This is a genomic window from Gordonia namibiensis NBRC 108229, assembly GCF_000298235.1.
Lineage (GTDB): Bacteria > Actinomycetota > Actinomycetes > Mycobacteriales > Mycobacteriaceae > Gordonia > Gordonia namibiensis.
The window spans coordinates 131,551-155,831 of record NZ_BAHE01000014.1 but is presented as its reverse complement, the minus strand read 5'-3'; the positions used below and the strand labels follow the sequence as shown (position 1 = coordinate 155,831).

The 24,281-nt window shown below is 67.8% G+C and carries 25 protein-coding genes; 19 read left to right on the top strand and 6 right to left on the bottom strand.

All coding sequences use genetic code 11. The features are described from left to right. The 4 genes from infB to GONAM_RS09305 all read left to right on the top strand — a co-directional run. A partial coding sequence (infB, locus tag GONAM_RS09320) for a translation initiation factor IF-2 (RefSeq protein ID WP_006866501.1) occupies positions 1–1,981 on the top strand: 1,981 nt, incomplete at its 5' end. A gap of 95 nt (positions 1,982–2,076) precedes the next feature. Beyond that, on the top strand, positions 2,077–2,526 hold the full coding sequence (gene rbfA, locus GONAM_RS09315) for a 30S ribosome-binding factor RbfA (protein WP_006866500.1): 450 nt from the start codon (positions 2,077–2,079) through the stop codon (positions 2,524–2,526). Beyond that, positions 2,523–3,479, top strand: coding sequence for a DHH family phosphoesterase (locus GONAM_RS09310; RefSeq protein WP_006866499.1), 957 nt, complete (start codon positions 2,523–2,525; stop codon positions 3,477–3,479). Before rbfA ends, GONAM_RS09310 begins: the two co-directional genes overlap by 4 nt. Further along, the gene (locus tag GONAM_RS09305) at positions 3,476–4,852 is read left to right on the top strand and encodes an MATE family efflux transporter (protein ID WP_245548596.1); all 1,377 of its coding nucleotides are present in this window, start codon (positions 3,476–3,478) and stop codon (positions 4,850–4,852) included. The genes GONAM_RS09310 and GONAM_RS09305 overlap by 4 nt, the downstream gene beginning before the upstream one ends. A gap of 6 nt (positions 4,853–4,858) precedes the next feature. Here GONAM_RS09305 and GONAM_RS09300 read toward each other — a convergent pair whose 3' ends face one another. Next, positions 4,859–5,719 carry a hypothetical protein gene (locus GONAM_RS09300; protein ID WP_006866497.1) on the bottom strand — a complete coding sequence of 287 codons (861 nt, stop codon included), beginning with the start codon at positions 5,717–5,719 and terminating at the stop codon, positions 4,859–4,861. 69 nt (positions 5,720–5,788) lie between these two features. Here GONAM_RS09300 and GONAM_RS09295 point away from each other — a divergent pair, with 69 nt between their 5' ends. The 3 genes from GONAM_RS09295 to truB are packed head-to-tail and all read left to right on the top strand — an operon-like array spanning position 5,789 to position 8,353. Then, positions 5,789–6,778 carry a metallophosphoesterase family protein gene (locus tag GONAM_RS09295; protein ID WP_006866496.1) on the top strand — a complete coding sequence of 330 codons (990 nt, stop codon included), beginning with the start codon at positions 5,789–5,791 and terminating at the stop codon, positions 6,776–6,778. Continuing rightward, positions 6,775–7,431 carry a 4'-phosphopantetheinyl transferase family protein gene (locus tag GONAM_RS09290; protein ID WP_006866495.1) on the top strand — a complete coding sequence of 219 codons (657 nt, stop codon included), beginning with the start codon at positions 6,775–6,777 and terminating at the stop codon, positions 7,429–7,431. Before GONAM_RS09295 ends, GONAM_RS09290 begins: the two co-directional genes overlap by 4 nt. 1 nt (position 7,432) lies before the next feature. After that, positions 7,433–8,353 (top strand): tRNA pseudouridine(55) synthase TruB, encoded by a 921-nt coding sequence (truB, locus tag GONAM_RS09285; RefSeq protein ID WP_006866494.1) that lies wholly within the window; start codon positions 7,433–7,435, stop codon positions 8,351–8,353. Here the strand turns inward: truB and GONAM_RS09280 are convergent. Further along, positions 8,350–9,039, bottom strand: a complete 690-nt coding sequence (locus GONAM_RS09280) for a metal-dependent transcriptional regulator (RefSeq protein WP_162904481.1) — start codon at positions 9,037–9,039, stop codon at positions 8,350–8,352. The two genes, truB and GONAM_RS09280, sit on opposite strands and share 4 nt — an antisense overlap. A 116-nt stretch (positions 9,040–9,155) precedes the next feature. On the opposite strand from GONAM_RS09280, the gene GONAM_RS09275 reads away from it, so the two are divergent. The 6 genes from GONAM_RS09275 to GONAM_RS09250 all read left to right on the top strand — a co-directional run bounded on the left by GONAM_RS09275 (position 9,156) and on the right by GONAM_RS09250 (position 16,228). Continuing rightward, complete coding sequence (locus GONAM_RS09275; RefSeq protein WP_083876398.1) at positions 9,156–10,127, top strand: bifunctional riboflavin kinase/FAD synthetase; 972 nt, start codon at positions 9,156–9,158, stop codon at positions 10,125–10,127. Next, complete coding sequence (locus GONAM_RS09270; protein ID WP_006866492.1) at positions 10,124–10,819, top strand: hypothetical protein; 696 nt, start codon at positions 10,124–10,126, stop codon at positions 10,817–10,819. The genes GONAM_RS09275 and GONAM_RS09270 overlap by 4 nt, the downstream gene beginning before the upstream one ends. 77 nt (positions 10,820–10,896) lie before the next feature. Beyond that, on the top strand, positions 10,897–11,166 hold the full coding sequence (gene rpsO, locus GONAM_RS09265) for a 30S ribosomal protein S15 (protein WP_005199046.1): 270 nt from the start codon (positions 10,897–10,899) through the stop codon (positions 11,164–11,166). Between the two features lie 445 nt (positions 11,167–11,611). After that, the gene (locus GONAM_RS09260) at positions 11,612–13,900 is read left to right on the top strand and encodes a polyribonucleotide nucleotidyltransferase (protein ID WP_006866491.1); all 2,289 of its coding nucleotides are present in this window, start codon (positions 11,612–11,614) and stop codon (positions 13,898–13,900) included. Between the two features lie 90 nt (positions 13,901–13,990). Continuing rightward, positions 13,991–15,463 carry a putative nucleotidyltransferase substrate binding domain-containing protein gene (locus GONAM_RS09255; protein ID WP_006866490.1) on the top strand — a complete coding sequence of 491 codons (1,473 nt, stop codon included), beginning with the start codon at positions 13,991–13,993 and terminating at the stop codon, positions 15,461–15,463. A 6-nt stretch (positions 15,464–15,469) separates the two neighbouring features. Then, positions 15,470–16,228, top strand: coding sequence for an NRDE family protein (locus GONAM_RS09250; RefSeq protein ID WP_006866489.1), 759 nt, complete (start codon positions 15,470–15,472; stop codon positions 16,226–16,228). Between the two features lie 19 nt (positions 16,229–16,247). Here the strand turns inward: GONAM_RS09250 and ald are convergent, their stop codons facing one another. Then, entirely contained in the window at positions 16,248–17,363 is a 1,116-nt protein-coding gene (ald, locus tag GONAM_RS09245; RefSeq protein WP_006866488.1) for an alanine dehydrogenase, read from the bottom strand. Positions 17,364–17,500: 137 nt separating this feature from the next. Between ald and GONAM_RS09240 the strand changes: the two genes are divergently transcribed. From GONAM_RS09240 to GONAM_RS09220, 5 genes are read left to right on the top strand one after another with little or no spacing between them, the layout of a single operon-like run. Then, the gene (locus GONAM_RS09240) at positions 17,501–17,983 is read left to right on the top strand and encodes an Lrp/AsnC family transcriptional regulator (protein WP_006866487.1); all 483 of its coding nucleotides are present in this window, start codon (positions 17,501–17,503) and stop codon (positions 17,981–17,983) included. A 58-nt stretch (positions 17,984–18,041) separates the two neighbouring features. Then, on the top strand, positions 18,042–18,791 hold the full coding sequence (dapB, locus tag GONAM_RS09235) for a 4-hydroxy-tetrahydrodipicolinate reductase (protein ID WP_006866486.1): 750 nt from the start codon (positions 18,042–18,044) through the stop codon (positions 18,789–18,791). A gap of 4 nt (positions 18,792–18,795) precedes the next feature. Beyond that, entirely contained in the window at positions 18,796–19,350 is a 555-nt protein-coding gene (locus tag GONAM_RS09230; RefSeq protein ID WP_006866485.1) for a hypothetical protein, read from the top strand. 13 nt (positions 19,351–19,363) lie between these two features. Then, entirely contained in the window at positions 19,364–19,924 is a 561-nt protein-coding gene (locus tag GONAM_RS09225; protein ID WP_006866484.1) for a TIGR03086 family metal-binding protein, read from the top strand. After that, positions 19,924–20,382 carry a flavodoxin family protein gene (locus tag GONAM_RS09220; RefSeq protein WP_006866483.1) on the top strand — a complete coding sequence of 153 codons (459 nt, stop codon included), beginning with the start codon at positions 19,924–19,926 and terminating at the stop codon, positions 20,380–20,382. The genes GONAM_RS09225 and GONAM_RS09220 overlap by 1 nt, the downstream gene beginning before the upstream one ends. 79 nt (positions 20,383–20,461) lie before the next feature. Here GONAM_RS09220 and GONAM_RS22635 read toward each other — a convergent pair whose 3' ends face one another. After that, entirely contained in the window at positions 20,462–21,322 is an 861-nt protein-coding gene (locus GONAM_RS22635; RefSeq protein WP_006866482.1) for a hypothetical protein, read from the bottom strand. 348 nt (positions 21,323–21,670) lie between these two features. Here GONAM_RS22635 and GONAM_RS09215 point away from each other — a divergent pair, with 348 nt between their 5' ends. Further along, entirely contained in the window at positions 21,671–23,095 is a 1,425-nt protein-coding gene (locus GONAM_RS09215; protein WP_006866481.1) for an HNH endonuclease, read from the top strand. Positions 23,096–23,220: 125 nt separating this feature from the next. Here the strand turns inward: GONAM_RS09215 and GONAM_RS09210 are convergent, their stop codons facing one another. Both GONAM_RS09210 and GONAM_RS09205 read right to left on the bottom strand, forming a co-directional pair. Continuing rightward, entirely contained in the window at positions 23,221–23,670 is a 450-nt protein-coding gene (locus tag GONAM_RS09210; RefSeq protein ID WP_006866480.1) for a nitroreductase family deazaflavin-dependent oxidoreductase, read from the bottom strand. 93 nt (positions 23,671–23,763) lie between these two features. Next, the gene (locus GONAM_RS09205; protein ID WP_006359548.1) at positions 23,764–24,114 is read right to left on the bottom strand and encodes an HNH endonuclease; all 351 of its coding nucleotides are present in this window, start codon (positions 24,112–24,114) and stop codon (positions 23,764–23,766) included. Positions 24,115–24,281 lie beyond the last annotated feature (167 nt).

Sequence of the window (24,281 nt, the reverse complement as noted above, 5' to 3'; positions counted from 1 at the left end):
CGCACCCGCCGGTGGTGGCTTCCGCGGTCGTCCCGGTGGCGGCGGCGGTCGTGGCCGCGGCGGTGCAGCCGGTGCGTTCGGTCGTCCCGGCGGCGCTCCCCGTAAGGGTCGCAAGTCGAAGCGGGCAAAACGCGCCGAGTACGAGAGCATGCAAGCTCCGTCCGTCGGCGGCGTCCGTCTGCCCCGCGGCAACGGCGAGATCATCCGTCTCGCCCGTGGTGCCTCGCTGTCCGACTTCGCCGACAAGATCGACGCCAACCCGGCATCGCTGGTCCAGGCGTTGTTCAACCTCGGCGAGATGGTGACGGCGACCGAGTCGGTCAACGACGAGACGCTCGAGCTGCTCGGCTCGGAGATGAACTACCGCGTCCAGGTCGTCAGCCCGGAGGACGAGGACCGCGAGCTGCTCGACAGCTTCGACCTCACCTACGGCGAGGACGAGGGCGGCGAGGAAGACCTCGAACAGCGTCCGCCGGTGGTCACCGTCATGGGCCACGTCGATCACGGTAAGACCCGACTGCTCGACACGATCCGTAAGGCCAACGTCCGCGAGGGCGAGGCCGGCGGCATCACGCAGCACATCGGTGCCTACCAGGTGAACACCCACCTCAACGGTGAGGATCGCCTGATCACCTTCATCGACACCCCGGGTCACGAGGCGTTCACCGCCATGCGTGCCCGCGGCGCCAAGGCGACCGACATCGCGATCCTCGTGGTCGCGGCCGACGACGGTGTCATGCCGCAGACGGTGGAAGCGGTCAACCACGCCCAGGCGGCCGACGTGCCGATCGTGGTCGCGGTGAACAAGATCGACAAGGAAGGCGCCGATCCGCAGAAGATCCGCGGACAGCTGACCGAATACGGTCTGGTGCCCGAGGAGTACGGCGGCGACGCCATGTTCGTCGACATCTCGGCCAAGCAGGGCGAGAACATCGACGCACTGCTCGAGGCCGTGCTGCTCACCGCGGACGCATCGCTCGACCTGCGTGCCAACCCGGACATGGACGCCCAGGGTGTCGCCATCGAGGCGCACCTCGACCGCGGCCGTGGCCCGGTGGCGACCGTGCTGGTCCAGCGCGGCACGCTCCGCGTCGGCGACTCGATCGTCGCCGGTGACGCCTACGGTCGTGTCCGTCGCATGGTCGACGAGCACGGCGAGGACGTCCCCGAGGCGCTGCCGTCGCGTCCGGTCCAGGTCATCGGTTTCACCTCGGTCCCCGGTGCAGGCGACAACCTCCTCGTGGTCGAGGAGGACCGCATCGCCCGGCAGATCGCCGACCGCCGCAATGCGCGCAAGCGCAACGCGCTGGCCGCACGCAGCCGCAAGCGGATCAGCCTCGAAGACCTGGACTCGGCTCTCAAGGAGACCAGCCAGCTCAACCTCATCCTCAAGGGTGACAACTCGGGTACGGTCGAGGCCCTCGAAGAGGCCCTGCTGGGCATCGAGATGGGCGACGAGGTCTCGCTGCGCATCATCGACCGCGGTGTCGGTGGCGTCACCGAGACCAACGTCAACCTGGCGGCGGCCTCGGATGCGATCATCATCGGCTTCAACGTCCGTGCGGAGGGCAAGGCCACCGAGCTGGCCAACCGCGAGGGCGTCGACATCCGGTACTACTCGGTGATCTACCAGGCCATCGACGAGATCGAGAGCGCGCTCAAGGGCATGCTCAAGCCGATCTACGAAGAGGTGGAGCTCGGCCGCGCCGAGATCCGCGCCATCTTCAAGTCGTCGAAGGTCGGCAACATCGCCGGTTGCCTCGTCCAGTCGGGCATCATGCGTCGCAACGCCAAGGCGCGCCTGCTGCGTGACAACGTCGTGGTCGCCGAGAACCTCACCGTGTCGTCGCTCAAGCGCGAGAAGGACGATGCCACCGAGGTTCGCGAAGGCTACGAATGTGGTCTCACGCTGACCTACTCGGACATCAAGGTGGACGACGTGATCGAGACCTACGAGCTGCAGGAGAAGCCGCGCGACTGATGCGCGTGCGCTTCTGAGCTCTCTCGACCCACGTCCGTGCGCGTCGGCCCGACACCGGGCCGGCGCGCACGGCACCGCTCATGGAAGGACTCCCGATGGCTGATCCAGCACGGGCACAACGTCTGGCCAAGCGGATCTCGACGATCGTCGCGTCGGCGATCGCCACCGAGATCAAGGATCCGCGCCTGGCCTACGTGACGGTCACCGACACCCGCGTGACCAACGATCTGCACGACGCGACCGTCTACTACACGGTGATGGGCGAATCCATCGACGCCGAACCCGATTACGAGGCGGCAGCAGCAGGACTGGCCAAGGCGACCGGCGTGCTCCGGTCCAAGGTCGGCGCCGGTACCGGCGTCCGCTTCACCCCGACCCTGCGTTTCATGCTCGACACGGTGCCCGACGCGGCCCGTCAGATGGAGGAACTCGTTGCGCGCGCCCGCGCCAACGACGAACTCGTCGCACGACGCGCAGCCGAGGCATCACCGGCCGGTGACGCCGACCCCTATCGCTCGGCAGACGACGCCGGCGACGACGAGTGAACGCTCCGGCGTGTGCGGCGATCGCCGCAGAGCTGGCGTCCGCGTCGGCGGTGACCATCTGCTGTCACATCCGGCCGGATGCGGACACCATCGGCAGCGGTCTGGCGCTGGGACTGGCCCTTGACCGTCGCGGCGTCGACGTCGAGGTGTCCTATCCCGGTTCCGAGCAGCTGCCGGCCTCCCTCGGCGGCCTGCCCGGCAGCAAACTCCTGTGCTCCCCGAACCAGGTGGTCGGGCACCCGCTGGTGGTGTCGGTCGATGCGGCGAACCTCGAACGCCTCGAGGCGTTGGGTGAGGTCTTCAGCGCGGCGGACACGTCGATCACCATCGACCATCACGCCTCGAATCCCGGTTTCGGTGACCTCGACCTGATCGATCCCGCCGCCGACTGCACGTCGGTCCTCGTGCTCGATGTACTCGACGAGCTCGGGGTCGAACTCGACGCCGACATCGCCACCTGCATCTACGCCGGACTGACCACCGACACCGGTTCGTTTCGCTGGGCCCGGCCGCAGTCCTTCCGGATCGCGGCGCGGCTGCTGGAGACCGGCGTCGACGCGCGCCGGTGGAGTCGCATCCTCTTCGACTCCCACCCGTTCGAGTGGTTCTCGATGATGTCCGGCGTCCTCGCGTCGGCGAAGCTCGTCCCGTCGGCGTGCAATGGCGAGGGACTCGTCTACGCGATCGTCGACCAGAAGGCCCTCGCCGGCATGAGCTGGGAGGAGTCCGAGAGCGTGGTCGACACCATCCGGACGGCCCGCGACGCCGAGGTGGCCGCGGTGTTCAAGGAGAATGCACCCGGAGTGTGGACGGTGTCGCTGCGGTCCAAGGAGATCGTCGACCTCGTCCCGATCGCCCGCGCCCACGGTGGCGGAGGGCATCGTCAGGCCTCCGGTTACAGCGACGCCGGGACCGCCGACGAGGTCGTCGCGAGGTTGTTGGAGTCGCTCTGAGCGGCACCCGCGAGGAGGTCGCGGCATCTGACGAGGCAGGTGTCGCACGGATCGCGACGCTGACCGTCTCGGCGCTCGCGGTCCTCATCGCACCACCTCTCTACCTTCTCCTCGACCTCGCGGTCGTCGGTCGCCTGGGCGGCGAGCAGCTCGCCGCGCTCGGCGTCGGCACGCTGGTCCTCTCGATCGTCAGCACCCAGCTCACCTTCCTGTCGTACGGCACGACGGCCCGCTCGGCGCGCAGGTTCGGTGCGGGTGACCGGGCCGGTGCGGTGCGCGAGGGCGTGCAGGCCAGCTGGATCGCGGTCGCGGTCGGCGTGGTGATCGTCGCGGTCGCTTATCCGCTGGCCCCGATGGTGATGCGGCTTCTCGTCGGGGCGTCGTCGCCGGAGTCGGCCGCGGTGGCCGCCGACGCGGCGCACTGGATGCGCATCGCGATGTTCGGGGTACCGCTGATCCTGTTGTCGATGGCCGGCAACGGCTGGATGCGCGGTGTGCAGGACACGCGCCGGCCGGTCGTCTACGTGGTCATCGGGTTGTCGCTCGCGGCGGTTCTCGTCGTCGGTCTGGTTCACGGTGTCGGGCCGTTCCCGCGCCTCGGCCTGCCGGGCAGCGCCGTCGCCAACGTGATCGGCCAGGGCGTCACGGGTGTGCTGTTCGCGGTGCGGGTGATCCGCGAGGCCGGGTCGTCACCGGAGTCGAAGGGTTTCCGACCCGACCGGACGATCATCGTCGCCCAGCTGGCGATGGCACGCGACCTCATCGTCCGCAGCCTGTCGTTCCAGGTCTGTTTCGTCTCGGCCGCCGCGGTGGCTGCCCGGTTCGGCGTCGCGCAGGTCGCGGCGCATCAGCTCGTGTTGCAGCTCTGGGAGTTCATGGCGCTGTTCCTCGACTCGGTCGCGATCGCCGCGCAGGCGCTCGTCGGTGCCGCGCTCGGCGGTGGTCGCCTCAAGGTCGCCGACACGGTGGCCCGCCGCGTCACCGGGGTGTCGGTGGTCGCCGCGACCGCGATGGCCGCGGTCTTCGCCGCCGGCGCGACTCTCATCCCGCGCTTCTTCACCTCCGACGACGCCGTCCTCGACGCGATCGGCGTGCCGTGGTGGTTCTTCGTCGGGATGCTGCCGATCGCCGGAGTGGTCTTCGCCCTCGACGGCGTCCTCCTCGGCAGCGGCGACGCCGCCTTCCTCCGCACCGCGACCCTGACCGGCGCGCTCGTCGGATTCCTGCCGCTGATCTGGCTGTCGCTGATCTTCGACTGGGGACTGGCCGGGGTCTGGTCGGGCCTGGTGGTCTTCATGGTCGTCCGGCTCGCGACCGTCGTGTGGCGTATCCGCTCCGGCCGCTGGCGGCAAGCAGGCGCCGTACCCGCCTGACGCGCGTCAGGCGTCCCGGGTGCCGCTGTCGTGGGGCCGGCGGATCTGGGTGGTCCGGAACGACGGGTCGTCGGGACGCCGCGGCGGCTGGGCGAGCGGGGGAGGCGGCGGCCGATATCGCTCGGTCTCCCGCAGGTCCGGATGACCCGCCTGCGTCCGGTACAGCTGGGTGGTCCGGAAGCTCTCCACGTTCGGTGTGGTCGCCGGGGTGCTCGTCGTGACGGATCGGCGGGTGGCGAGACCGATCGCGTCGCACGCCCACAGGACGAGGACCGCTGCGACGCCGAACACGGACTCGAACGCCACGACGCCGATCCAGTAGTGCAGGGGCAAGGTGACCTCGGTGGCCGTGAGGTCGACCCCGAAGTCGGGCTGGTGATAGTAGGTCGCCCAGGTCCCCAACGCGATGAGCCCGGCGGCCGGGAGCAGACCCACCCACGTCATGGCCGTCCGACGCCGCGCGACCGACCACACGACGACCAGGCCCGTGAGCAGCATCGCGGTGGCGGCCATCGAGGCGAGCCGGAACACGTCCGCCGACCACTCCTGGGTGACCGAGAGGTCGAGGTAGAAGGGGAGCAGCGCGAGTCGCTCCAAGCCGACGAACAGCAGACCGAGCAGCACCGCCACGATCACCCGCCAGCCGGACCGCGCCCACGCGGCGGTGATCACCACGAAGACGACCAGGACGGCGCCGCTCAATCCGTACTGTGTCCATCGCTCGGTGGTGTCGCCGACGGCGTACGCCGCCACCTGCGCGACGAGGTAGGCGAGCAGGATCAGGGAGCTCACGACGACCTGGACCCACCAGGGTCCGCGATTGCCCGGCAGACGTGATCCGCCCGGGCCGACGGGTGCGCCGTACACCGCTCGATCGTCCCACGCCGACCCGCCCCGGGCACGGTGGATTCACGACCTCTGGCACGATGGATCCTCGTGGCAACTTTGTGGGCGATCAGCGATCTGCACGTCGCCCATCGGGGCAACGAGCACATCATCGACGAGATCCGGCCGACGTCGCCGGACGACTGGCTCATCGTGGCCGGTGACGTCGCCGAACGCACGGACGACATCGTCGACACCCTGCGCCGGCTGCGGACCCGCTTCCACACCGTCATCTGGGTTCCGGGCAATCACGAGCTGTACACCACGGCCAAGGACCCGCTGCAGGTGTTCGGGGTGGCCCGCTACGACTATCTCGTGCAGGCGTGCCGCGACATCGGCGTGGTGACCCCGGAGGACATCTACCCGCTGTTCGATCCGGGTGACGGCAGCGATCCGGTGCGCGTGGTCCCGATGTTCCTGCTGTACGACTACACCTTCCGGCCGGAGGGCACGGCCAACAAGCTCACCGCGCTGGCACTGGCCCGGGAACGCAACGTGGTGGCGACCGACGAGTTCCTGCTCTCACCCGAGCCGTTCCCGACCCGGGATGCCTGGGGCCGGGCGCGCATCGAGATCACCCGCCGCCGGCTGGAGGCCCTCGACCCGTCGGAGAAGACGGTCCTCATCAACCATTGGCCGCTGCGTCGAGAACCGTGCGATGCGCTCATCTACCCGGAGTTCGCACTGTGGTGCGGCAGCGAGCTGACCGCCGAGTGGCACACCGAGTTCAACGCCGCATGCTGCGTCTACGGACACCTGCACATCCCGCGCACCACCTGGTACGACGGCATCCGCTTCGAGGAGGTGTCGGTCGGCTATCCGCGCGAGTGGAAGCGACGCGGCCTGCCGAACCCGTTGATGCGCAACATCGTGCCCGGCGACGGCCTCGGCGAGACCGACCTCCCCGAGCACGGGGTGCGTTTCGACCTGCCGCCCGACTACGCCGAACGCGCCGCGGAATTCCGGGCACGGGTGGAGCAGAGGCAAGCAGAGCGCCGGACGCGGCAGGCGGAACGGCAAGCACGAAAGGACGAGCAGTGATCGAACAACTCCTCCCATCCGGGGTCGCCTCGGCGGAGGCGTTCGACGATCCGCCCGGCCTGATCGCGATGCCCGCCGAGCAGGCGCTCATCGGCAAGGCCGTGGAGAAGCGTCGTCGTGAATTCACCACTGTCCGCCACTGTGCCCGGCAGGCGCTGGGGCAGCTGGGTTACGACCCGGTGCCGATCCTCAAGGGCGACAAGGGTGCCCCCATCTGGCCCGCGGGCATCGTGGGCAGTCTGACCCACTGCGACGGCTACCGCGCCGCGATCGTCGCGCATGCGATGGGGGTGCGGTCCCTCGGCATGGACGCCGAACCACACGACGCGCTACCCGACGGCGTACTCGAGCACACCAGCCTGCCCGCCGAGCGCGAGGTCCTCGCGACCCGCCCGGCCGGACTGCACTGGGATCGCCTGCTGTTCTGCGCCAAGGAGGCCACCTACAAGGCATGGTTCCCGATCACCAAGCGGTGGCTGGGTTTCGAGGACGCCCTCATCACCTTCGAACAGACCGCGGAGACGTCCGGGACGTTCATCTCGCGCATCCTGATCGACCCGGCCGCCACCGACGGCGGTGCGCCGGTGCTCGAGTTCCAGGGCCGCTGGCTCGTCGAACGGGGCATCATCACCACGACGATCGCGATGGTCTGACATGGCCGACGCAACCATCGAAAAGGCCGGCCTGCTCATCGTCGACAAACAGGCGGGGATCACCAGCCACGACGTCGTGTCGCGGTGCCGCAAGATCTTCGACACCCGCCGGGTCGGCCACGCCGGCACCCTGGACCCGATGGCCACCGGCGTCCTCGTCGTCGGGATCGAGAGGGCGACAAAGCTTCTCGGCCTGCTGTCGCTGACCACCAAGTCCTACACGGCCACCATCCGTCTCGGCGCCTCCACCACCACCGACGACCGTGAGGGAGAGATCCTCACCACCGCCGACGCCACCGGTGTCACCGACGACGAGATCGCCTCGGGCGTGGCCGATCTCACCGGCGACATCCAGCAGGTCCCGGCGAAGGTGTCGGCGATCAAGGTCGACGGCCGTCGGGCACACGCCCTGGTCCGCACCGGCGCCGACTTCGACCTCGAGGCCCGCCCGGTCACCGTGTCGCGATTCGACGTGCTCGCCACCCGACGCGACGGTGACACCGACAACGGAACCCCCGGCGTCGTGGATCTCGATGTCGCGGTGGACTGTTCGTCGGGCACCTACATCCGGTCCCTGGCCCGGGACCTCGGCGCCGCACTAGGCGTCGGCGGCCACCTCACCGCTCTCCGACGCACCGCGGTCGGGCCGTTCACCCTCGAGCACGCCCGCACGCTCGACGAGGTCCGCGAGGACGGCCGCGTCAGTCTCGACATCGACGAGGCCGTGAAGCTGTCCTTCCCGCGACGTGACATCACCGACGACGAGGCCGAATCCATCAGCCAGGGAAGGTGGCTCGAGCCGATCGGCATGAAGGGCGTCTACGTGGTCGTGGACCCGCACGAGCAGGCCATCGCGCTGATCCAGGAGAAGGGCAAGCGCGCGAGTTCGGTGATGGTGGTTCGCCCGGCGACGCTGCGCTAGCGCGGGACGACGAAGATCGCGCGGGCGGCGATGTCGCCCAGGTCGATCGGCGCCGCGTCGTCGAGGGACACCGAGATGGTGCCGGCGAACGGCCGCTTCTCGGCGACGGTCACGACGCAGTCGAGGGCCACGCCCACCTCGTCGAAGTAGCGCAGCATCTCCGGGTCGGTGTCGGAGATCCGGGCGATGCATCCCGACGCGCCCACCTCGAGGTCGGCGAGCAGCGCCGCGGCGGGGGTGGGGATCGAACCGTCGAGTGCGGGGATCGGGTCGCCGTGCGGATCCCGGTCGGGGAAGCCGAGTTTGGCGTCGAGCCGGGCCATCAGGCGGTCGGAGACGGCGTGCTCGAGGATCTCGGCCTCGTCGTGCACCTCGTCCCAGCGGTAGCCGAGTTCACGGACGAGGAAGGTCTCGATGAGACGGTGGCGCCGCACCATGAGGACCGCGGCCTCGCGGCCGTGATCGGTGAGAGTCACCGCGCCGTAGGGCTCGTGGGAGACCAGACCCTGGTCGGCGAGCTTGCGGATGGCCTCCGACGCGGTGGACGGGGACACTCCGAGGGACTGGGCCAGCAGCTTGGTGGTGACCTTGACGTCCTCCCACTCCTGGCTGGTCCAGATGACCTTCAGATAGTCCTGGGTGACCTGTGACAGCTCGGTCACCGGACGGTCTGATCGCCATGGCATGGATCGAGCTTAGCGTCCCCTTGTCGCCTCGCCGACACCTCGTCGTCGGCCCCGTGTCCGCTCGTAGGCGTGTGGCGGTGGTGGTTTGGAACAGGTGCTCCCCGTAGGCTGGTCGCGTGTTGCGATGGCGAGGTCTTGATGACATCCCCGCGGACTGGGGACGGTGCGTGGTCACCATCGGTGTCTTCGACGGTGTGCACCGTGGGCATGCCGAACTGATCCATGCCGCGACGAAGGCGGCGAAGGAGCACGGGGTGCCCGCCGTGCTGATGACCTTCGACCCACACCCGTCGGAGGTCGTGCGGCCGGGTTCCCATCCGCCGCAACTGACCACGCTGACGCGGCGGGCGGAACTGGCCGAGGAACTCGGGATCGACGTCTTCTGCGTGATGCCGTTCACCCCGGAGCTCGCGGCCCGCTCGCCCAAGGATTTCGCCCACGACATCCTCGTGGAGACACTGCATGCCGCCGAGGTGGTGGTGGGGGACAACTTCACCTTCGGGCGCAAGGCCGCCGGCGACGTCGCGAAGCTGACCGAGTTGGGTGCCAAGTTCGGCTTCGAGGTACAGGCCATCTCGCTGTTCGGCGAACACGCGGTGACCTACTCGTCGACCTACATCCGGTCCTGCGTCGCCGCAGGCGACATGGACCGCGCCGCCGAGGCTCTCGGTCGCCCGCATCGGGTGGAGGGCGTCGTCGTCCGCGGTGACGGCCGCGGACGCGATCTCGGCTATCCGACCGCCAACGTCGCGCCCCCGATGTACGCCGCGATCCCGGCCGACGGCGTGTACGCGGCCTGGTTCACGATCCTCGGCGTCGGTCCGGCCGTCGGAGAGGTCCTGCCGGGGGAGCGCTACCAGGCAGCGGTATCGGTGGGCACCAACCCGACCTTCTCCGGACGCACCCGCACCGTCGAGGCCTTTGTCCTGGACAAGAACGCCGATCTCTACGGCCAGCACGTCGCCGTCGACTTCGTCCATCGCATCCGCGGCATGGTCCAGTTCGACGGGATCGACGCCCTCATCGAGGAGATGGGGAACGACGTCGCCAAGACCAGGGAGATCCTGGCGGCGGCCGAGACGTCGTGAGCACGCCCGGCAAGCGTCCCGCGCAGACCTCCGCGATCGCCGCGGCCCTCGCGTCGGTGGTGCTCGGCCTGGTGGTCGTGGCCGCGACGTTCATGCAGTGGGTGGACCTCGCCTCGGTGGGACTCGCGCCGCTCAACCCGAACGGGTTCGGCGTGCACAACGGCCGGTACGCGGAGACGCTCGGAACCCAGCTGACGCTCGGGTGGTTCACCGTCACCCTCGGTCTGCTGATCATCGTCGGTGGTCTCGCCGCCCTGTACGGCCTCGTGCGGCGGGTGGGTGCGCCTCACCCGGGTTTCGCCACGGTCGCCGGGGCAGGAGTCGGCGTGGTCGTCATGGCCGGTGCGGTACCCGTTCGGCCCCTCGGGCTGACGCTGCCACTGGGCAAGATCGGTGCCACGTCGGCGGCCGCCGACGTGGGCGAGCCCACCGCCGGGCTGTTCCTGATGCTCGCCGCGGCGCTGACCTCGGTGGTTCTCGGGCTGCTCGGCGTCTTGCTGACCGGTCGCGGCGCCGAACGGCAACCCGCCCGGCGCCTGCTCGCCATCGCGATCGTCGTCGGTGCGGTCGTCGGCGTCGTCGCCGTCGCCCTGGTGTGGTGGTGGCTCGGCCGGGACGCGGCCACGAGCATCCACGGACTCGGGCGGGCCACGCTCGGATTTGGGTCGGGCGCACCCCGGCAGGTAGCCTGATCAGTCGGTGTTGCTGCAGTCCGCGGTGGCGCACCGGGAGTATCTGAGACGCGGCACTGAGAAACAGGAGTATCTCCATGGCTTTGACTGTCGAGCAGAAGAAGGAAATCCTCAGCGAATACGGTCTGCACGAGACCGACACCGGTTCGCCCGAGGCCCAGGTCGCCCTGCTCACCAAGCGCATCGTCGACCTCACCGAGCACCTCAAGCAGCACAAGCACGACCACCACAGCCGCCGCGGCCTGCTGCTGCTCGTCGGCCGTCGTCGTCGCCTGCTGAAGTACGTCGCCAAGGTCGACATCAACCGCTACCGTTCGCTCATCGAGCGCCTCGGCCTGCGTCGCTGATCGCGGACCGCGACAACAGACTCTCACCGGCCACCTCCCGAACGGGAGGTGGCCGGTTTGTCATATTGAGGTATTGACACGGCGCGGTGATAGGCTGACAGACGGATCGTTGCCGTGAACTGATGGCAGTGCGTGACGACGAGCCAGATCGGTCCTCGGTAGTGGCCGCCGGAACAATGGTTCCGGCCGCTTCGATCGAAGGCCGTCTGAGCACTCAACCGGGCGCGAAACGTCGCGCCATTCACCCGCTGCCGTGTTTTCTCGGCGCGTTCTGGGTCGGTCCGATCCGCGCGTGCGACGAGCTCCACAGCACGACTGCACCGGCATTCGGTGCACGCTGCGCACCTCGCGATGACCACCCTCAACCGCACAAGCGGCCATCTCTGCGTGGCCGCGCATCACGACGGCCGCTAACGGCAGCCGCTACGAAGGGATTCCACCCCACATGACAGATGTGAACACCACCGAAGACTTCACCGACGAGTACGACGACGCCATCACCGAGGCCACCGCGATCATCGACAACGGGAGCTTCGGCACCCGCACGATCCGGTTCGAGACCGGACGCCTCGCCCTGCAGGCCGCCGGCTCGGTGACCGCCTACCTCGACGACGAGAACATGCTGCTCTCGACCACCACCGCGTCGAAGCACCCGAAGGAGCACTTCGACTTCTTCCCGCTGACCGTGGACGTCGAGGAGCGGATGTACGCCGCCGGCCGCATCCCCGGATCGTTCTTCCGTCGCGAGGGTCGTCCGTCCACCGACGCGATCCTGACCTGCCGCCTGATCGACCGCCCGCTGCGCCCGTCCTTCGTCGACGGTCTCCGCAACGAGATCCAGGTCGTCGTCACCGTGCTGTCGCTCGACCCGAACGACCTCTACGACGTCGTGGCCATCAACGCCGCGTCGGCGTCGACCCAGCTCGCAGGTCTGCCGTTCTCCGGCCCGGTGGGTGGCGTGCGTGTCGCACTCATCCCGACCGAGGAGAACAAGGCCGGCCAGTGGGTCGCGTTCCCGACCGTCGAGCAGCTCGAGGGCGCCGTGTTCGACATGGTCGTCGCGGGCCGCATCGTGAGCGGTGAGGGCGATTCCGCCGACGTCGCGATCATGATGGTCGAGGCCGAGGCGACCGACAACGTCATCGACCTGATCGCCGGTGGCGCCCAGGCACCGACCGAGGCCATCGTCGCCGAGGGTCTCGAGGCCGCCAAGCCGTTCATCGCCCGCCTGTGCGAGGCACAGAAGTCGCTGGCCGCCGCCGCTGCCAAGGACACCGGGGAGTTCCCGCTGTACCCGGCGTACCAGGACGACGTCTACGAGGCCGTCGCCGCCGCAGCCACCGAGCGTCTCTCGGAGATCCTGACGATCGCCGGCAAGCAGGAGCGCGACGACAAGACCGACGAGCTCAAGGCCGACATCCTCGCCCAGCTCGGGGAGCAGTTCGAGGGTCGTGAGAAGGAGATCGGCGGCGCATACCGTTCGCTGACCAAGAAGCTGGTGCGCCAGCGCATCCTGACCGATCACTTCCGCATCGACGGTCGCGGCATCACCGACATCCGTGCACTCTCCGCCGAGGTCGCGGTGATCCCGCGCGCCCACGGCAGTGCGCTGTTCGAGCGTGGCGAGACGCAGATCATGGGCGTCACCACCCTCGACATGGTGAAGATGGCGCAGCAGGTCGACTCGCTCGGGCCCGAGACGTCCAAGCGGTACATGCACCACTACAACTTCCCGCCGTACTCGACCGGTGAGACCGGTCGCGTCGGTTCGCCCAAGCGTCGCGAGATCGGCCACGGCGCACTCGCCGAGCGGGCCCTGATGCCGGTCCTGCCGAGCGTCGAGGACTTCCCGTACGCGATCCGTCAGGTCTCGGAGGCGTTGGGCTCCAACGGTTCTACCTCGATGGGTTCGGTCTGCGCCTCGACCATGTCGCTGCTCAACGCCGGTGTGCCGCTGCGCGCCCCGGTCGCCGGCATCGCCATGGGCCTGGTCTCCGACACCGTCGACGGCGAGACCCGCTATGTCGCACTGACCGACATCCTCGGTGCCGAGGATGCTTTCGGCGACATGGACTTCAAGGTCGCGGGCACGAAGGACTTCGTGACCGCCCTGCAGCTCGACACCAAGCTCGACGGCATCCCCTCGCAGGTGCTCGCGGGTGCGCTCAGCCAGGCCAAGGACGCCCGCCTGACCATCCTCGACGTCATGGCCGAGGCCATCGACGAGCCCGACGAGATGAGCCCGTTCGCTCCGCGGATCACCACCATCAAGATCCCGATGGACAAGATCGGCGAGCTGATCGGCCCCAAGGGCAAGACGATCAACGGCATCACCGAGGAGACCGGCGCCAACATCTCCATCGAGGACGACGGCACCGTGTTCGTCGGCGCCTCCGATGGCGTGAAGGCACAGGCTGCGATCGACCGCATCAACGCGATCGCCAACCCGCAGCTGCCCAAGGTCGGCGAGCGCTTCCTCGGCACCGTCGTCAAGACCACCGCGTTCGGTGCGTTCGTGTCGCTGCTGCCGGGTCGCGACGGCCTGGTGCACATCTCGAAGCTCGGTAAGGGCAAGCGCGTCAACAAGGTCGAGGACGTCGTGAACGTGGGCTCCAAGCTCCGCGTGGAGATCGCCGACATCGACGAGCGCGGCAAGATCAGCCTCGTCCCCGTCGACGAAGAGGCCGACAAGGCTGAGGCCGCAGCCGCCGAAGCGGCCGCCGCCGACGCCTGAGCCGTTCTGATCTGAGGTACCCCATCGGGCCCGCCGTCCATCCGGACGGCGGGCCCGATGTCTGTCCGCAGCCGCCTATGATCTGCAGAGATGAACGGTCCGCCTGACCAGCTGACGGTCGCGCACCGCCGCGACGCCGCGCGCACACCCGCATCGCGTACCGTGGCCGACCTGCTGCGGACCGAGCCGGTGACCGGACGGGCCGACATGACCGTGCGTGAGGCCGCGACGCTGATGACCGAGCGCGACCAGGACTACGTCGTGATCCCACTGCCCGATCACGGTCTGGGGCTGCTCACCGACGCCGACATCCGGGCGCGCGTCGTCGCCGCCGGGCGGGGCCTCGACACCCCGGTGGGAGACATCGTCGACGGGCCGGCGTTCGTCGTCGACTCACGCACGTCGGCGATCGACGCCCTCACCGAACTCGTGGACCGCGACCTCACGGTGATCCCGGTGCGCGACTCCGATGGCAGAGTCCTCGGCGTCGTCGGCGCGAGCGATTTCGTCGCCGACCCGGCCGGTTCGAGCATGCCTCTGCGCGAACAGATCTCACGGTCGCAGACGGTCGAGGAACTGCAGGGACACGCGCGACGCATCCCGCAGCTGGTCGCCGATCTGGTGCGGCGGGACCGGCCGGCACACGAGGTCACCCAGGTCGCCTCCCTCATCGTCGACGCCGTGGTGTTGCGGGGTCTACGACTGGTCGTCGACTCCCGGCCCGACGTCGACCCCGCCGCGTACACCTGGCTGTCGCTCGGCAGCAATGCGCGTCGGGAGCCGGTGTTGAGTTCGGATGTCGACTCCGCGGTCGTCTTCGACGACTCGTTGGAGACGGCCGAGCTCGACGCCTACCGCGCCGCCTTCGCCGAGCTCGACGACCTGCTGCGCGGTGCCGGCCTGACCGTCGACACCAACGGCGCCGTCGCGTCGAAGCCGCTGTTCTCGCGGACCCGCACCCAGTGGCAGACGGCCGCGCGCGCATGGATCGACGCACCGCTGGAGAACAGGGGGATGATCTTCACATCGCTGATCCTCGACGGTCGGCCCCTGTTCGGGTCGCGTCGCGAATCGCCGGTGCGCACACCGGGAGTCGAGATGATCGGAGCCCTGCGCGCCGACCCGCGCACCATGCGGTTGCTGCTCGATGAGTCGTTGTCGACCAAGGCACGACTCCGTTCGATGCGCGACGTCCTGACCCGGCGGCCGGGGGCGTTCGACGTGAAGGCCAATGCGCTGACGCCGCTGATCAACATCGCCCGGTGGGTGGCGCTGAGCGTCGAATCCACCGAGGTGAACACACGCGCCCGATTACAGGCGGCCTCGGGTAGCGCACTGCTCACCGACGACGATGCGACGACGCTGACGGAGGTGTTCGACGTCCTGCAACGGGTGCGGTTGCGGTACCAGGTCGCGCAGTTCGATCGCGGCGAGACACCGACCGACGTGCTGGAGATGGGACGGCTGTCGCCGCTGGACCGGAGTCTGGTGGCGCAGGCGGTGCGGGAGATCGCCGGCGTCCAGCGCAGAATGGCGGGTATGAGCCACTACCAGGTGAACTGAGATGCCATGTGCCTGATCCTCTTCGCGTGGAACGCGCATCCCGAGTACCGGCTGATCGTCGCGGCCAATCGCGACGAGTATCACCGGCGACGCACGTATGCGCTGTCCCGGTGGGATGACCTGCCGGTGATCGCCGGACGCGACGCGCTGGCCGGCGGCACCTGGATGGGTGTCTCCGCTGATGAGCCCGGCCGGGTCGCGATGGTGACGAACGTGCGGGTCGGGCCGCCCGAACGCGTCGGGGTCCGCTCGCGCGGGCAGTTGCCGGTCGACTTCCTCGCCGGCGACGAGGACCCCAAGGTCTTCGCCGACCGCGTCGTCGAACAGGCCGCCGACTACGACCCGGTGAACCTGCTCGTCGCCGACGCCGCAGACCTGTGGTGGGTGACGAACCGGCCGCAACCACACGCCGAGCGGGTGGCCGAAGGGGTGCACGGCGTGTCCAACGGGGCGCTCGACAACGATTGGCCGAAGGTCGTCGACGGCACCGCCGCACTGCGTGACCTGGTCTCGGCCGGTGCCCCCGACGAGGACTACTTCGCGATGTTGGCCGACCAGGACCGCCCCGACCCGGTGCGGCTGCCCGGCACCGGCGTCGGAGCAGAGTTCGAGGCGGCCCTGTCGTCGAAGTTCATCAACATCCCGGGATACGGCACGCGGGCCTCGACCCTGCTGCGCATCCGCCACGACGGTCACGGCGAGATCATCGAACGCCGCTACGGCTATCGCGGGAAGCGGCGAGGGACCACCCGCATCACCTTCTGAACACGGGTGGTCTCGCTGATCAGTTGTGCGCGAACGGCATCGCCGCGACGGGGAGACCGAGCGCCTCGCCGACCTCGGCGGTGAACAGCTCCCCGCGGTGGGTGCTCAGTCCCGACGCCAGTGCCGGATCGGTGGAGCATGCCTCCTCCCAGCCCTGATCGGCCAGACGCAACACGTAGGGGAGGGTCGCGCCGGTGAGCGCCTGCGTGGACGTGCGGGCGACCGTGCCGGGCATGTTGGCCACGCAGTAGAAGGTGGTGTCGTGCACGGTGAAGGTCGGGTCGGCGTGGGTCGTGGGGTGTGAGTCCTCGAAGCAACCACCCTGGTCGATCGCGATGTCGACGAGAACCGCACCCGGCTTCATCTGTGCGACAAGGCTGTTCGGCACCAGAACCGGTGCCTTCGCGCCGGGGACGAGGACCGCGCCGATGACCAGGTCGGCCTTCTTGACCGCCTCGTCGAGCGCGAGCTTGGTGCTGTAGCGGGTGTGGACGCGGCCGGCGAACCGGGCGTCGATCGCCCGGAGCTTGGCGATGTCGAGGTCGAAGACGGTGACCTGGGCACCCATGCCGACGGCGATCGTCGCCGCGTTGACGCCGCTGACGCCGCCGCCGATGACCACGACCTCGGCGGGCTCGGTGCCGGGGACGCCGCCCATGAGCACGCCGCGGCCGCCTTCGGACTTCATCAGGTGATAGGCGCCGACCTGAGGGGCGAGCCGGCCGGCGACCTCACTCATCGGGGCCAGCAGGGGGAGTGCGCCGTCGGCGGTTCGAACCATCTCATAGGCGATGGACGTGGTGCCCGAGGCCAGCAGCGCATCGGTGCACTCCTTGCCGGCGGCCAGGTGGAGGTAGGTGAAGATCGTCTGGCCCTCGCGCATGAGGTCGAACTCGGAGGCGATTGGCTCCTTGACCTTGAGCAGCAGCTCGGCCTGGTCCCAGACCTCGGCGGCGGTGCCGAGGATCTGCGCGCCGGCGGCCTTGTAGTCGTTGTCGGCGATGGCCGACCCCTCACCGGCACCCGCCTGGATGATCACGTCGTGGCCGCGGTGGTGCAGCTCGGCGACGCCCGCCGGGGTGATGGCGACGCGGTACTCGTGGTTCTTGATCTCGGTGGGGATCCCGACGCGCATGATGCTCCCTCTCGTTTCGAAGTTTGTGCAGATAAGCTGTCTCAAGCGTGAAGGAACTTCAGAAGTGTCACAATATTCGTGAAGAAGATTCTTGAGAGGCTGATCATGGCGAAGATGTTTCCGGTCAGGAGGGTGTGATGCCTGCCGCACCGAAGGATGTTCAGCCCGGAGAGCTCGACGCGACGGACCGCGAATTGCTGAAGCTCCTGCAGTCCGATGCACGTATGCCCAACAGTGAGCTGGCACAACGCGTCGGGATCGCCGCGTCGACGTGTCACGGCCGTATGCGAAGGCTCGTCGAACTCGGTGTCATCCGTGGATTCTTCGCCGACGTCGACCCGGCCGCCGTCGGGCGCCCGCTGCGCGCCATGGTCGCCGTCAGCCTCCAATCCGACGCGCGCGGGCGGATCCGGCAGTTCGTCGGCGAGATCGCCGCCTACGACGAGGTGATCGACGTGTTCTTCCTCGCCGGCGCCGACGACTACATGCTCCACGTGGCGACCGCCGACACCGAGGCACTCCGCCAGTTCGTCGAGCGGCTCAACAGCCGTCGCGAGGTCGCGGGCACCACCACGTCGCTGGTCTTCGAGCATCGCCGCGGCGATGCGCCGATCTATTGAGAAGGTCCTCGCCACTAGACTGAGACCCGTTGACACGTCGAGATCGAAGAGGGTGGACATGAGCGGTATCAAGGTGGGCGTCCTGGGCAGTCAGGGCAAGGTCGGACAGGCGATCGTCAAGGCGGTCGAGAACGCCGACGATCTCACCTACACCGTGGGCGTCGACAAGGGTGACTCGCTGGAGTACTTCTCCGACACCGACACCCAGGTCGTCGTCGACTTCACCCACCCCGACGTCGTGATGGACAACCTGAAGTACCTGATCGCCAACGGGATTCACGCCGTCGTCGGTACCACCGGCTTCACCGAGGAACGCCTCGAGACCGTCCGCGGCTGGCTCGTCGAGAACCCGAAGGTCGGCGTGCTCATCGCCCCGAACTTCGCGATCGGCGCCGTCCTGTCGATGCGTTTCGCCGCGCAGGCCGCCAAGTACTACGACTCGGTCGAGGTCGTCGAACTGCACCACCCGCAGAAGGCCGACGCTCCGTCGGGCACCGCATATCGGACCGCAGAGCTGATCGGCCGTGCGCGCGCCGAGGCCGGGGTCGGGGCGAGCCCCGACGCCACCACCTCCGAACTCGACGGCGCGCGAGGGGCTGTGGTCGACGGCGTGCACGTCCACTCGGTGCGTCTCGCGGGCCTCGTCGCCCACCAGGAGGTCCTGCTCGGCACCGAGGGGGAGACCCTCACCATCCGCCACGACTCGCTCGACCGGTCGTCGTTCGCGCCGGGGGTACTCCTGGGCGTGCGCAGCATCGGGGACCGCCCCGGTCTGACCATCGGACTCGAAGAACTGATGGATCTCTGATCCCATGGTTGACGATCACTCAGACGACGCGGGCACGCACGACGAGGGCAACCACACCGGCGACACCGAGGGCGGTGCGCCGCGGCTGGGGCCGAAGAAGAAGGACGCACGGCCGATCGTCTGGATGATCGGGTTCCTCGTCGTCGCGCTGATCGTCTACTTTGTGCTGCTCGGCTGGCGCGGTTTCCAGCTGATCGCGACGGGGTCCGCCGCGGGCATCGGTCTGGGCATCGGCGTCATCGCCCTGCCGCTCATCGGTGCGTGGCTCATCTACGCGACGCTGCGCGCGGGTCTGGAACACCAGAAGCTCGCCGCGATCATGGCCGAGGAGGGTCGCGAGCTCGACATCTCCAATCTCCCGCACCGTGCTTCGGGCCGGATGGAGCGCGACGCCGCCGACGAGCTGTTCGCCCAGGTCAAGGCCGAATGGGAGGCGGACCCCGAGAACTGGCGCAACACCTACCGCATCGCCCGCGCCTACGACTACGCCGGCGATCGCCCTCGCGCCCGCGCGATGATGAAGCGCGCGGTCGCACAGTTCCACGGACGCGAGCAGTAGGGGGCCGGGCCAGATGAGCGATCCGACGAGCTTGCTCGACGAGGCCGCCCGTCTCTGGGCCGACCACCTGGCCAACGTGGGCCCCGAAAAGCTTGGTGAGGCAAGCGGGTGCGCGGGATGGACCAACCGCGACCTGATCAACCACCTCGTCGGCGGCGGCCACCGCTACGCCATGCTCCTCGAGGGTGCGAGCGCCGCCGACACCCTGACGACGCGGGACGTCGACTATGTGGGCGCCGGTGACCCGGTCGCCGAATTCTGGCGCAGCGACAGCGCCTTTCGGGCTGCCGTCGACTCGGCCGACCTCGACGTCGAGGTCGATCATCGCGCCGGTCGACGCCCCGGCCACCAGCTCCTGGTGATGCGAATCATGGAGCTGGCCTTGCACTCCCACGATCTGTGCGTGGGCCTCGATGCCGAGTGGTCGCCGTCGGAGGGGCTCGTCGACTTCGTGCTCACCGACGCCGCCCCCGTCATCGAGGAGCTGCGCGCCGCCGGGATGTTCGAGGCGCCGATCGAACCGGCGTCGGACAGCGCGGCCGATCGGTTGCTGGCGTTCGCGGGGAGGTCGTGATGGCGGACAAGCGACTTTTGATCGTCCACCACACGCCGTCGCCGGCGTGTCAGGAGATGTTCGAGGCGGTCCTATCCGGTGCCACCGATCCCGAGATCGAGGGCGTCGAGGTGGTGCGTCGAGCTGCTCTGGCGGTCACCGCGAGCGACTTCCTCGAAGCCGACGGCTACATCCTCGGCACCCCGGCCAACCTCGGATACATCAGCGGCGCACTGAAACACGCCTTCGACGTCAGCTACTACCAGATCCTCGACTCGACGCAGGGCCGCCCGTTCGGACTCTACCTGCACGGCAACCAGGGGACCGAGGGCGCGGCCAAGGCTGTCGATGCCATCACCACCGGGCTCGGCTGGGTGAAATCGGCTGAGTACGTGACCGTCTCCGGCGCCCCGAGCAAGGACGACCGAGAAGCGTGCTGGGAGTTGGGCGCAACGGTGGCGGCGGGGTTGATGGGCTAGCGGCTGGCCTGCGCGCGCGAGGGCCAGGCGTTATTCGTCTGCAGTGGCGGAACCTGTTGGCGCGGTCCCACTAACGGTCTCAGCTGTTACTGTTCGTGTACTTGATGTACGTTCGGCCTGGTACATCCCGTTGTACGACTAACTGAACGGGTGGGTCGGCTGCTGCAGGAGGGGTACCGGAGGTAAAGAGTGCTTCACGAAATCGGTTGATGATGATTGTTCCGTAAGTCATGAGCGCAAGAAAATAGTCCTCAATCTTCTCCCTTGAAATCTTGACCGTTTCCCCGGCGCGAAAACGGTTTCGTCCCAGTTCTCGCACGTAGCGATTGTCGGCCGTTCCGGCTCTGTGTGCCCACACATTGCGATCTTGCTGTGCGTCGAAGATTGCATCCTTGATCTCACGTGGCACTTTCCCATCGAGGCGTACCAGGCCGAGTTGTGCCTCGAACTTGCCAATACCGCGATTGTCGGACCGGAGTTGATCTACTGAGTCCTTAAAAACTTGCTCAATGAGGTGTTCTTCATCCAGTTGGATCAGGGCGGATACCGTGTACCGCGCTTTGTTTAAGCCTGGTTCGTTGAGCAGTGTTCGGTCGTGAAAGATCGCCCCCTTGCAGACGTCTTCGACGAAGGCCTCGAATGCGCCCCACAGTGCCATAAGTACAAGGGCGTTTGTGAGTTCGAAGCCCGTTTCTAGCTCGCGCTCGGCCTTCGTGCCTACCTCGTGCAAGAGAGTCCTACTCTCCTCGTCCAGACCCAACGGTCGATCAAGTAGCTTCGGAATACTATTCAGCGATGCCGTTAGCGGCACGGCAGCCTGGATCGAAGCGTGAGAGATGCGCAGATAGTCATGTGAGCGTTCGAAGAAGTTGATCCAGCTCGCACCTGCGAGGCCTACCCGTGTTTGTTGAAACTCGAACTCGCTCATGTCTTCACGCATAGTTGGCTTCCTGTCGGCTCATTCATCCTCGTGACGTTCGGTCTCGACGGTAGCGGGTGCTTAGGGTCAACGATGCCTTACGAACGGTGCGGGTGGTGCCACTCGGTGACACTGCTCCAGGTGGACTTCGCCCGCGTGGAAGTCTCAGGGGCGCAGGTCTGGCGCCGAACGGTCGGCAGTTCGCCGTCAGATCGCCACACTTCGCTCGCGCGTATTGCTGCCATGACGTCTCCGCGGACGGGTCGTCAAACGTTCCGCGGAACGCTCATCACTCTTGTGACCTGCGGAATTGTCGGTGGCTGCCGATAGCTTGTTCGTATATCTGTTCGAACTGGCTGGGGGGTCGGGATGTCTGTTACCGCGTTGCGTGGCGAGGGTCTGTCGTCGATGTTCGATGGCGCTGATCCGAGGTCACTGCCCGATGAGGTGCTCGAGGTTCGGGTGTTGGGGTATGCCGCGCAGATCACGGCGTTGACGGCCGGTTTCCTTGATCTAGTGGCGGAGTTGGATGAGCGGGACTCGTGGCGGGGGCCGGGGGTTCATTCGTTGGCCCATTGGTTGTCGTGGAAGGCGGGTGTTGCGCCGCGGACGGCGCAGGAGCAGGTGCGGGTGGCCAAGGCGTTGCGCGAACTACCGTTGATCCGGCAGTGCTTCGGTGAGGGGCGGTTGACGTATTCGAAGGTGCGGGCGTTGACGCGGGTGGCGACTCCGTTGCGGGAGAAGGAATTGGTGAATCTGGCGTTGTCGTGCACGGCCTCGCAGGTGGAGAAGGCGGTGCGGGCGATGCGGCAGATCGACCGGGGTTGCAGCGAGGGTGGGGAGTTGGTGCCGCCGGCGGAGTCGTCGGCGCGGTGGAAGTGGAATGCGGATGGGTCGTTGTCGGTGTCGATGACGTTGACGCCGCTGGATGGGGCGCGGTTTCTGGCGGGTGTGGTGCGGGCGGAGTACGAACGCACTCGCACGGCGGAGGATGCGGATCTGCCGAGCGTTCCGCGGAACGCTCCCGCCGAGTTGGAAACCAGGTCCGGGGAGGCGGATTCGGAGGTGAAGCCGGCGAATCGTCGGGATCTGTGGCGAAATGTACCGTCGAATATTGCTGCGGCGGTGGTGGCGATGGCCGATGCGGTGCATGAGGGGATCGCGATGCCGGAGTTGGCGCCGGGTGCGGAGATCCTTGTCCATGTGGGTGATGGGGTGGAGCAGGCGCATCTGGATGATGGGCCGGCGTTGTCGGAGGCCGAGGTCGAGGAAGCTGCCTGTGGTGCGTCGATGCGAGAGGCGCTGTCGCGGAGGGTTTCTGGTCGTCCGGGGAAGCGGGCACTGTTGGGGTTGGGTCGGAAGCAGCGGGCGCCGTCGAAGGCGATGATTCGGGCGTTGTTCCTGCGGGATCGGTGCTGTCAGACGCCTGGGTGCGGTCGGACGCGGCATCTACACGCGCATCACGTGGTGTTCTGGTCCAACGACGGCGAGACCGAACTCGACAACCTCATCCTGTTGTGTGGAAGTTGTCATCGGGCGCTGCATCGGGGTGAATTCTCGATCAAGACACATGGGCAGCAGCGGTTTTCGTTCCACATGCCGGGTGGGGCGGTGATCGAGGTGAGTCCGCCAACCCGTACGCCGGGCCTGTGGTCACCCGATGAACGGATCGCGGCTGATGCGACGGTGCCGGTCGGTGGCGGCAAACTCGACCTTGGGTACGCCACCGAGGTGATCTACGCCGTCTGGGAATGGAAAGAACGCCAGGCGTCAGCTGTACCCGCGGCCGCCTGAGCGTTCCGCGGAACACTCGCTGGCCGGCGCCGCGTCGAGAAACGCCCCTGAGATAGGCCCTACAGAGCGCGGCCGGCGACACTATTTCATTTGCGTGTCCATCGAGGGCGTTTATCGGGGGGCGGTCAGCGTCGTACCAGCTTGATGACCGGCAGCTGGCGGTCGGTCTTCTCCTGATAGCCGGCGAAGCGTTCGTTCTTGCTGATCTGCGCCCAGGCCTGTGCGCGTTCCTCGCCCTGGAGCTGCTGGGCGCGGACCTCGATGGTCTTGCCGTCGACGTCGATCCGGGCTTTGTCCGGGTTGGCGCGCAGGTTGTGATACCAGCCCGGGTTACTGGCGGCGCCGTTGGCCGACGCGACGATCAGCCAACTGCCGTCGGGGCCGGGGAACCAGGCGAGCGGGCTCTGCCGTTCCTGGCCGCTCTTACGGCCGACGGTCGTCAGGACGAGGGCGTTCATCCCGCCGAACTGGCCCTTTCGGCGGATCATCGGCGCAAGGACTTTGTTCACGATGCGGACGAACGGGCCCTTGGGTGCCCAAGCACCGCGTGTGCCCGAGGAGATCTCGAAACTCATCGACTGTTCTCCTTGCCGCGATCGTGTCTCTTGCGCAGAAAGATTACTGCTCATCAGGCGTCGCGTCCTGCCAATGGAACCGGTGGCCGAGAGCTACTCGACGTCGGCGAGGAGCCTGCTCACCTCGTACTGCCGCACCAGGAACGCCTTCTCGTCGAGCTTCTTGCGGCGCATCCAGGAGGTGACCTCGGAATTGCACTTGCTCGCATTGCACGAACCGCAGCACGGGACGACGTTGGTCACGGTGTAGCGGCCGCCGCGGGAGATGGCCAGCATGCAGTCGCGCTGAAGGGCGACACCGTCCGCGCCGCAGTAGGCGCACCCACCCCAGGCCTCCTGCAGCGCGAGCCACTGCGTGTCGGTGAGGTCGTTGTCGCGAGAGGCGACACGCTTACGACGCCGCTTGGCATAGCGGTTGGCACGGGTGGTGCTGCGAGTGGCCACGGGAAGAGGATACCCCCGAAGTCACACGCGTCACTGCAGTCACACGATGTCGTGTCACCAGGGGCTTCGACACGGCTCGTCGCTGCGCTCCTCACCGGCTCAGCCAGCGAACAATGGGCGGTCGGTGGGTCTGAGCTGCGAGTAACGGACCAGCCCCTAGACTGACA

What these genes read in the sequence shown, in the direction of transcription:
- truB (WP_006866494.1), top strand. Translation starts at nt 7,433, where the DNA reads ATGGCCGACGCAACCATCGAAAAGGCCGGCCTGCTCATCGTCGACAAA.
- rpsO (WP_005199046.1), top strand. Translation starts at nt 10,897, where the DNA reads ATGGCTTTGACTGTCGAGCAGAAGAAGGAAATCCTCAGCGAATACGGT.
- GONAM_RS22635 (WP_006866482.1), bottom strand. Translation starts at nt 21,322, where the DNA reads ATGCGTGAAGACATGAGCGAGTTCGAGTTTCAACAAACACGGGTAGGC.
- GONAM_RS09215 (WP_006866481.1), top strand. Translation starts at nt 21,671, where the DNA reads ATGTCTGTTACCGCGTTGCGTGGCGAGGGTCTGTCGTCGATGTTCGAT.
- GONAM_RS09240 (WP_006866487.1), top strand. Translation starts at nt 17,501, where the DNA reads ATGCCTGCCGCACCGAAGGATGTTCAGCCCGGAGAGCTCGACGCGACG.
- GONAM_RS09280 (WP_162904481.1), bottom strand. Translation starts at nt 9,039, where the DNA reads ATGCCATGGCGATCAGACCGTCCGGTGACCGAGCTGTCACAGGTCACC.
- GONAM_RS09210 (WP_006866480.1), bottom strand. Translation starts at nt 23,670, where the DNA reads ATGAGTTTCGAGATCTCCTCGGGCACACGCGGTGCTTGGGCACCCAAG.
- GONAM_RS09255 (WP_006866490.1), top strand. Translation starts at nt 13,991, where the DNA reads ATGAACGGTCCGCCTGACCAGCTGACGGTCGCGCACCGCCGCGACGCC.
- GONAM_RS09260 (WP_006866491.1), top strand. Translation starts at nt 11,612, where the DNA reads ATGACAGATGTGAACACCACCGAAGACTTCACCGACGAGTACGACGAC.
- GONAM_RS09230 (WP_006866485.1), top strand. Translation starts at nt 18,796, where the DNA reads ATGGTTGACGATCACTCAGACGACGCGGGCACGCACGACGAGGGCAAC.
- GONAM_RS09250 (WP_006866489.1), top strand. Translation starts at nt 15,470, where the DNA reads ATGTGCCTGATCCTCTTCGCGTGGAACGCGCATCCCGAGTACCGGCTG.
- GONAM_RS09225 (WP_006866484.1), top strand. Translation starts at nt 19,364, where the DNA reads ATGAGCGATCCGACGAGCTTGCTCGACGAGGCCGCCCGTCTCTGGGCC.
- dapB (WP_006866486.1), top strand. Translation starts at nt 18,042, where the DNA reads ATGAGCGGTATCAAGGTGGGCGTCCTGGGCAGTCAGGGCAAGGTCGGA.
- GONAM_RS09220 (WP_006866483.1), top strand. Translation starts at nt 19,924, where the DNA reads ATGGCGGACAAGCGACTTTTGATCGTCCACCACACGCCGTCGCCGGCG.
- ald (WP_006866488.1), bottom strand. Translation starts at nt 17,363, where the DNA reads ATGCGCGTCGGGATCCCCACCGAGATCAAGAACCACGAGTACCGCGTC.
- rbfA (WP_006866500.1), top strand. Translation starts at nt 2,077, where the DNA reads ATGGCTGATCCAGCACGGGCACAACGTCTGGCCAAGCGGATCTCGACG.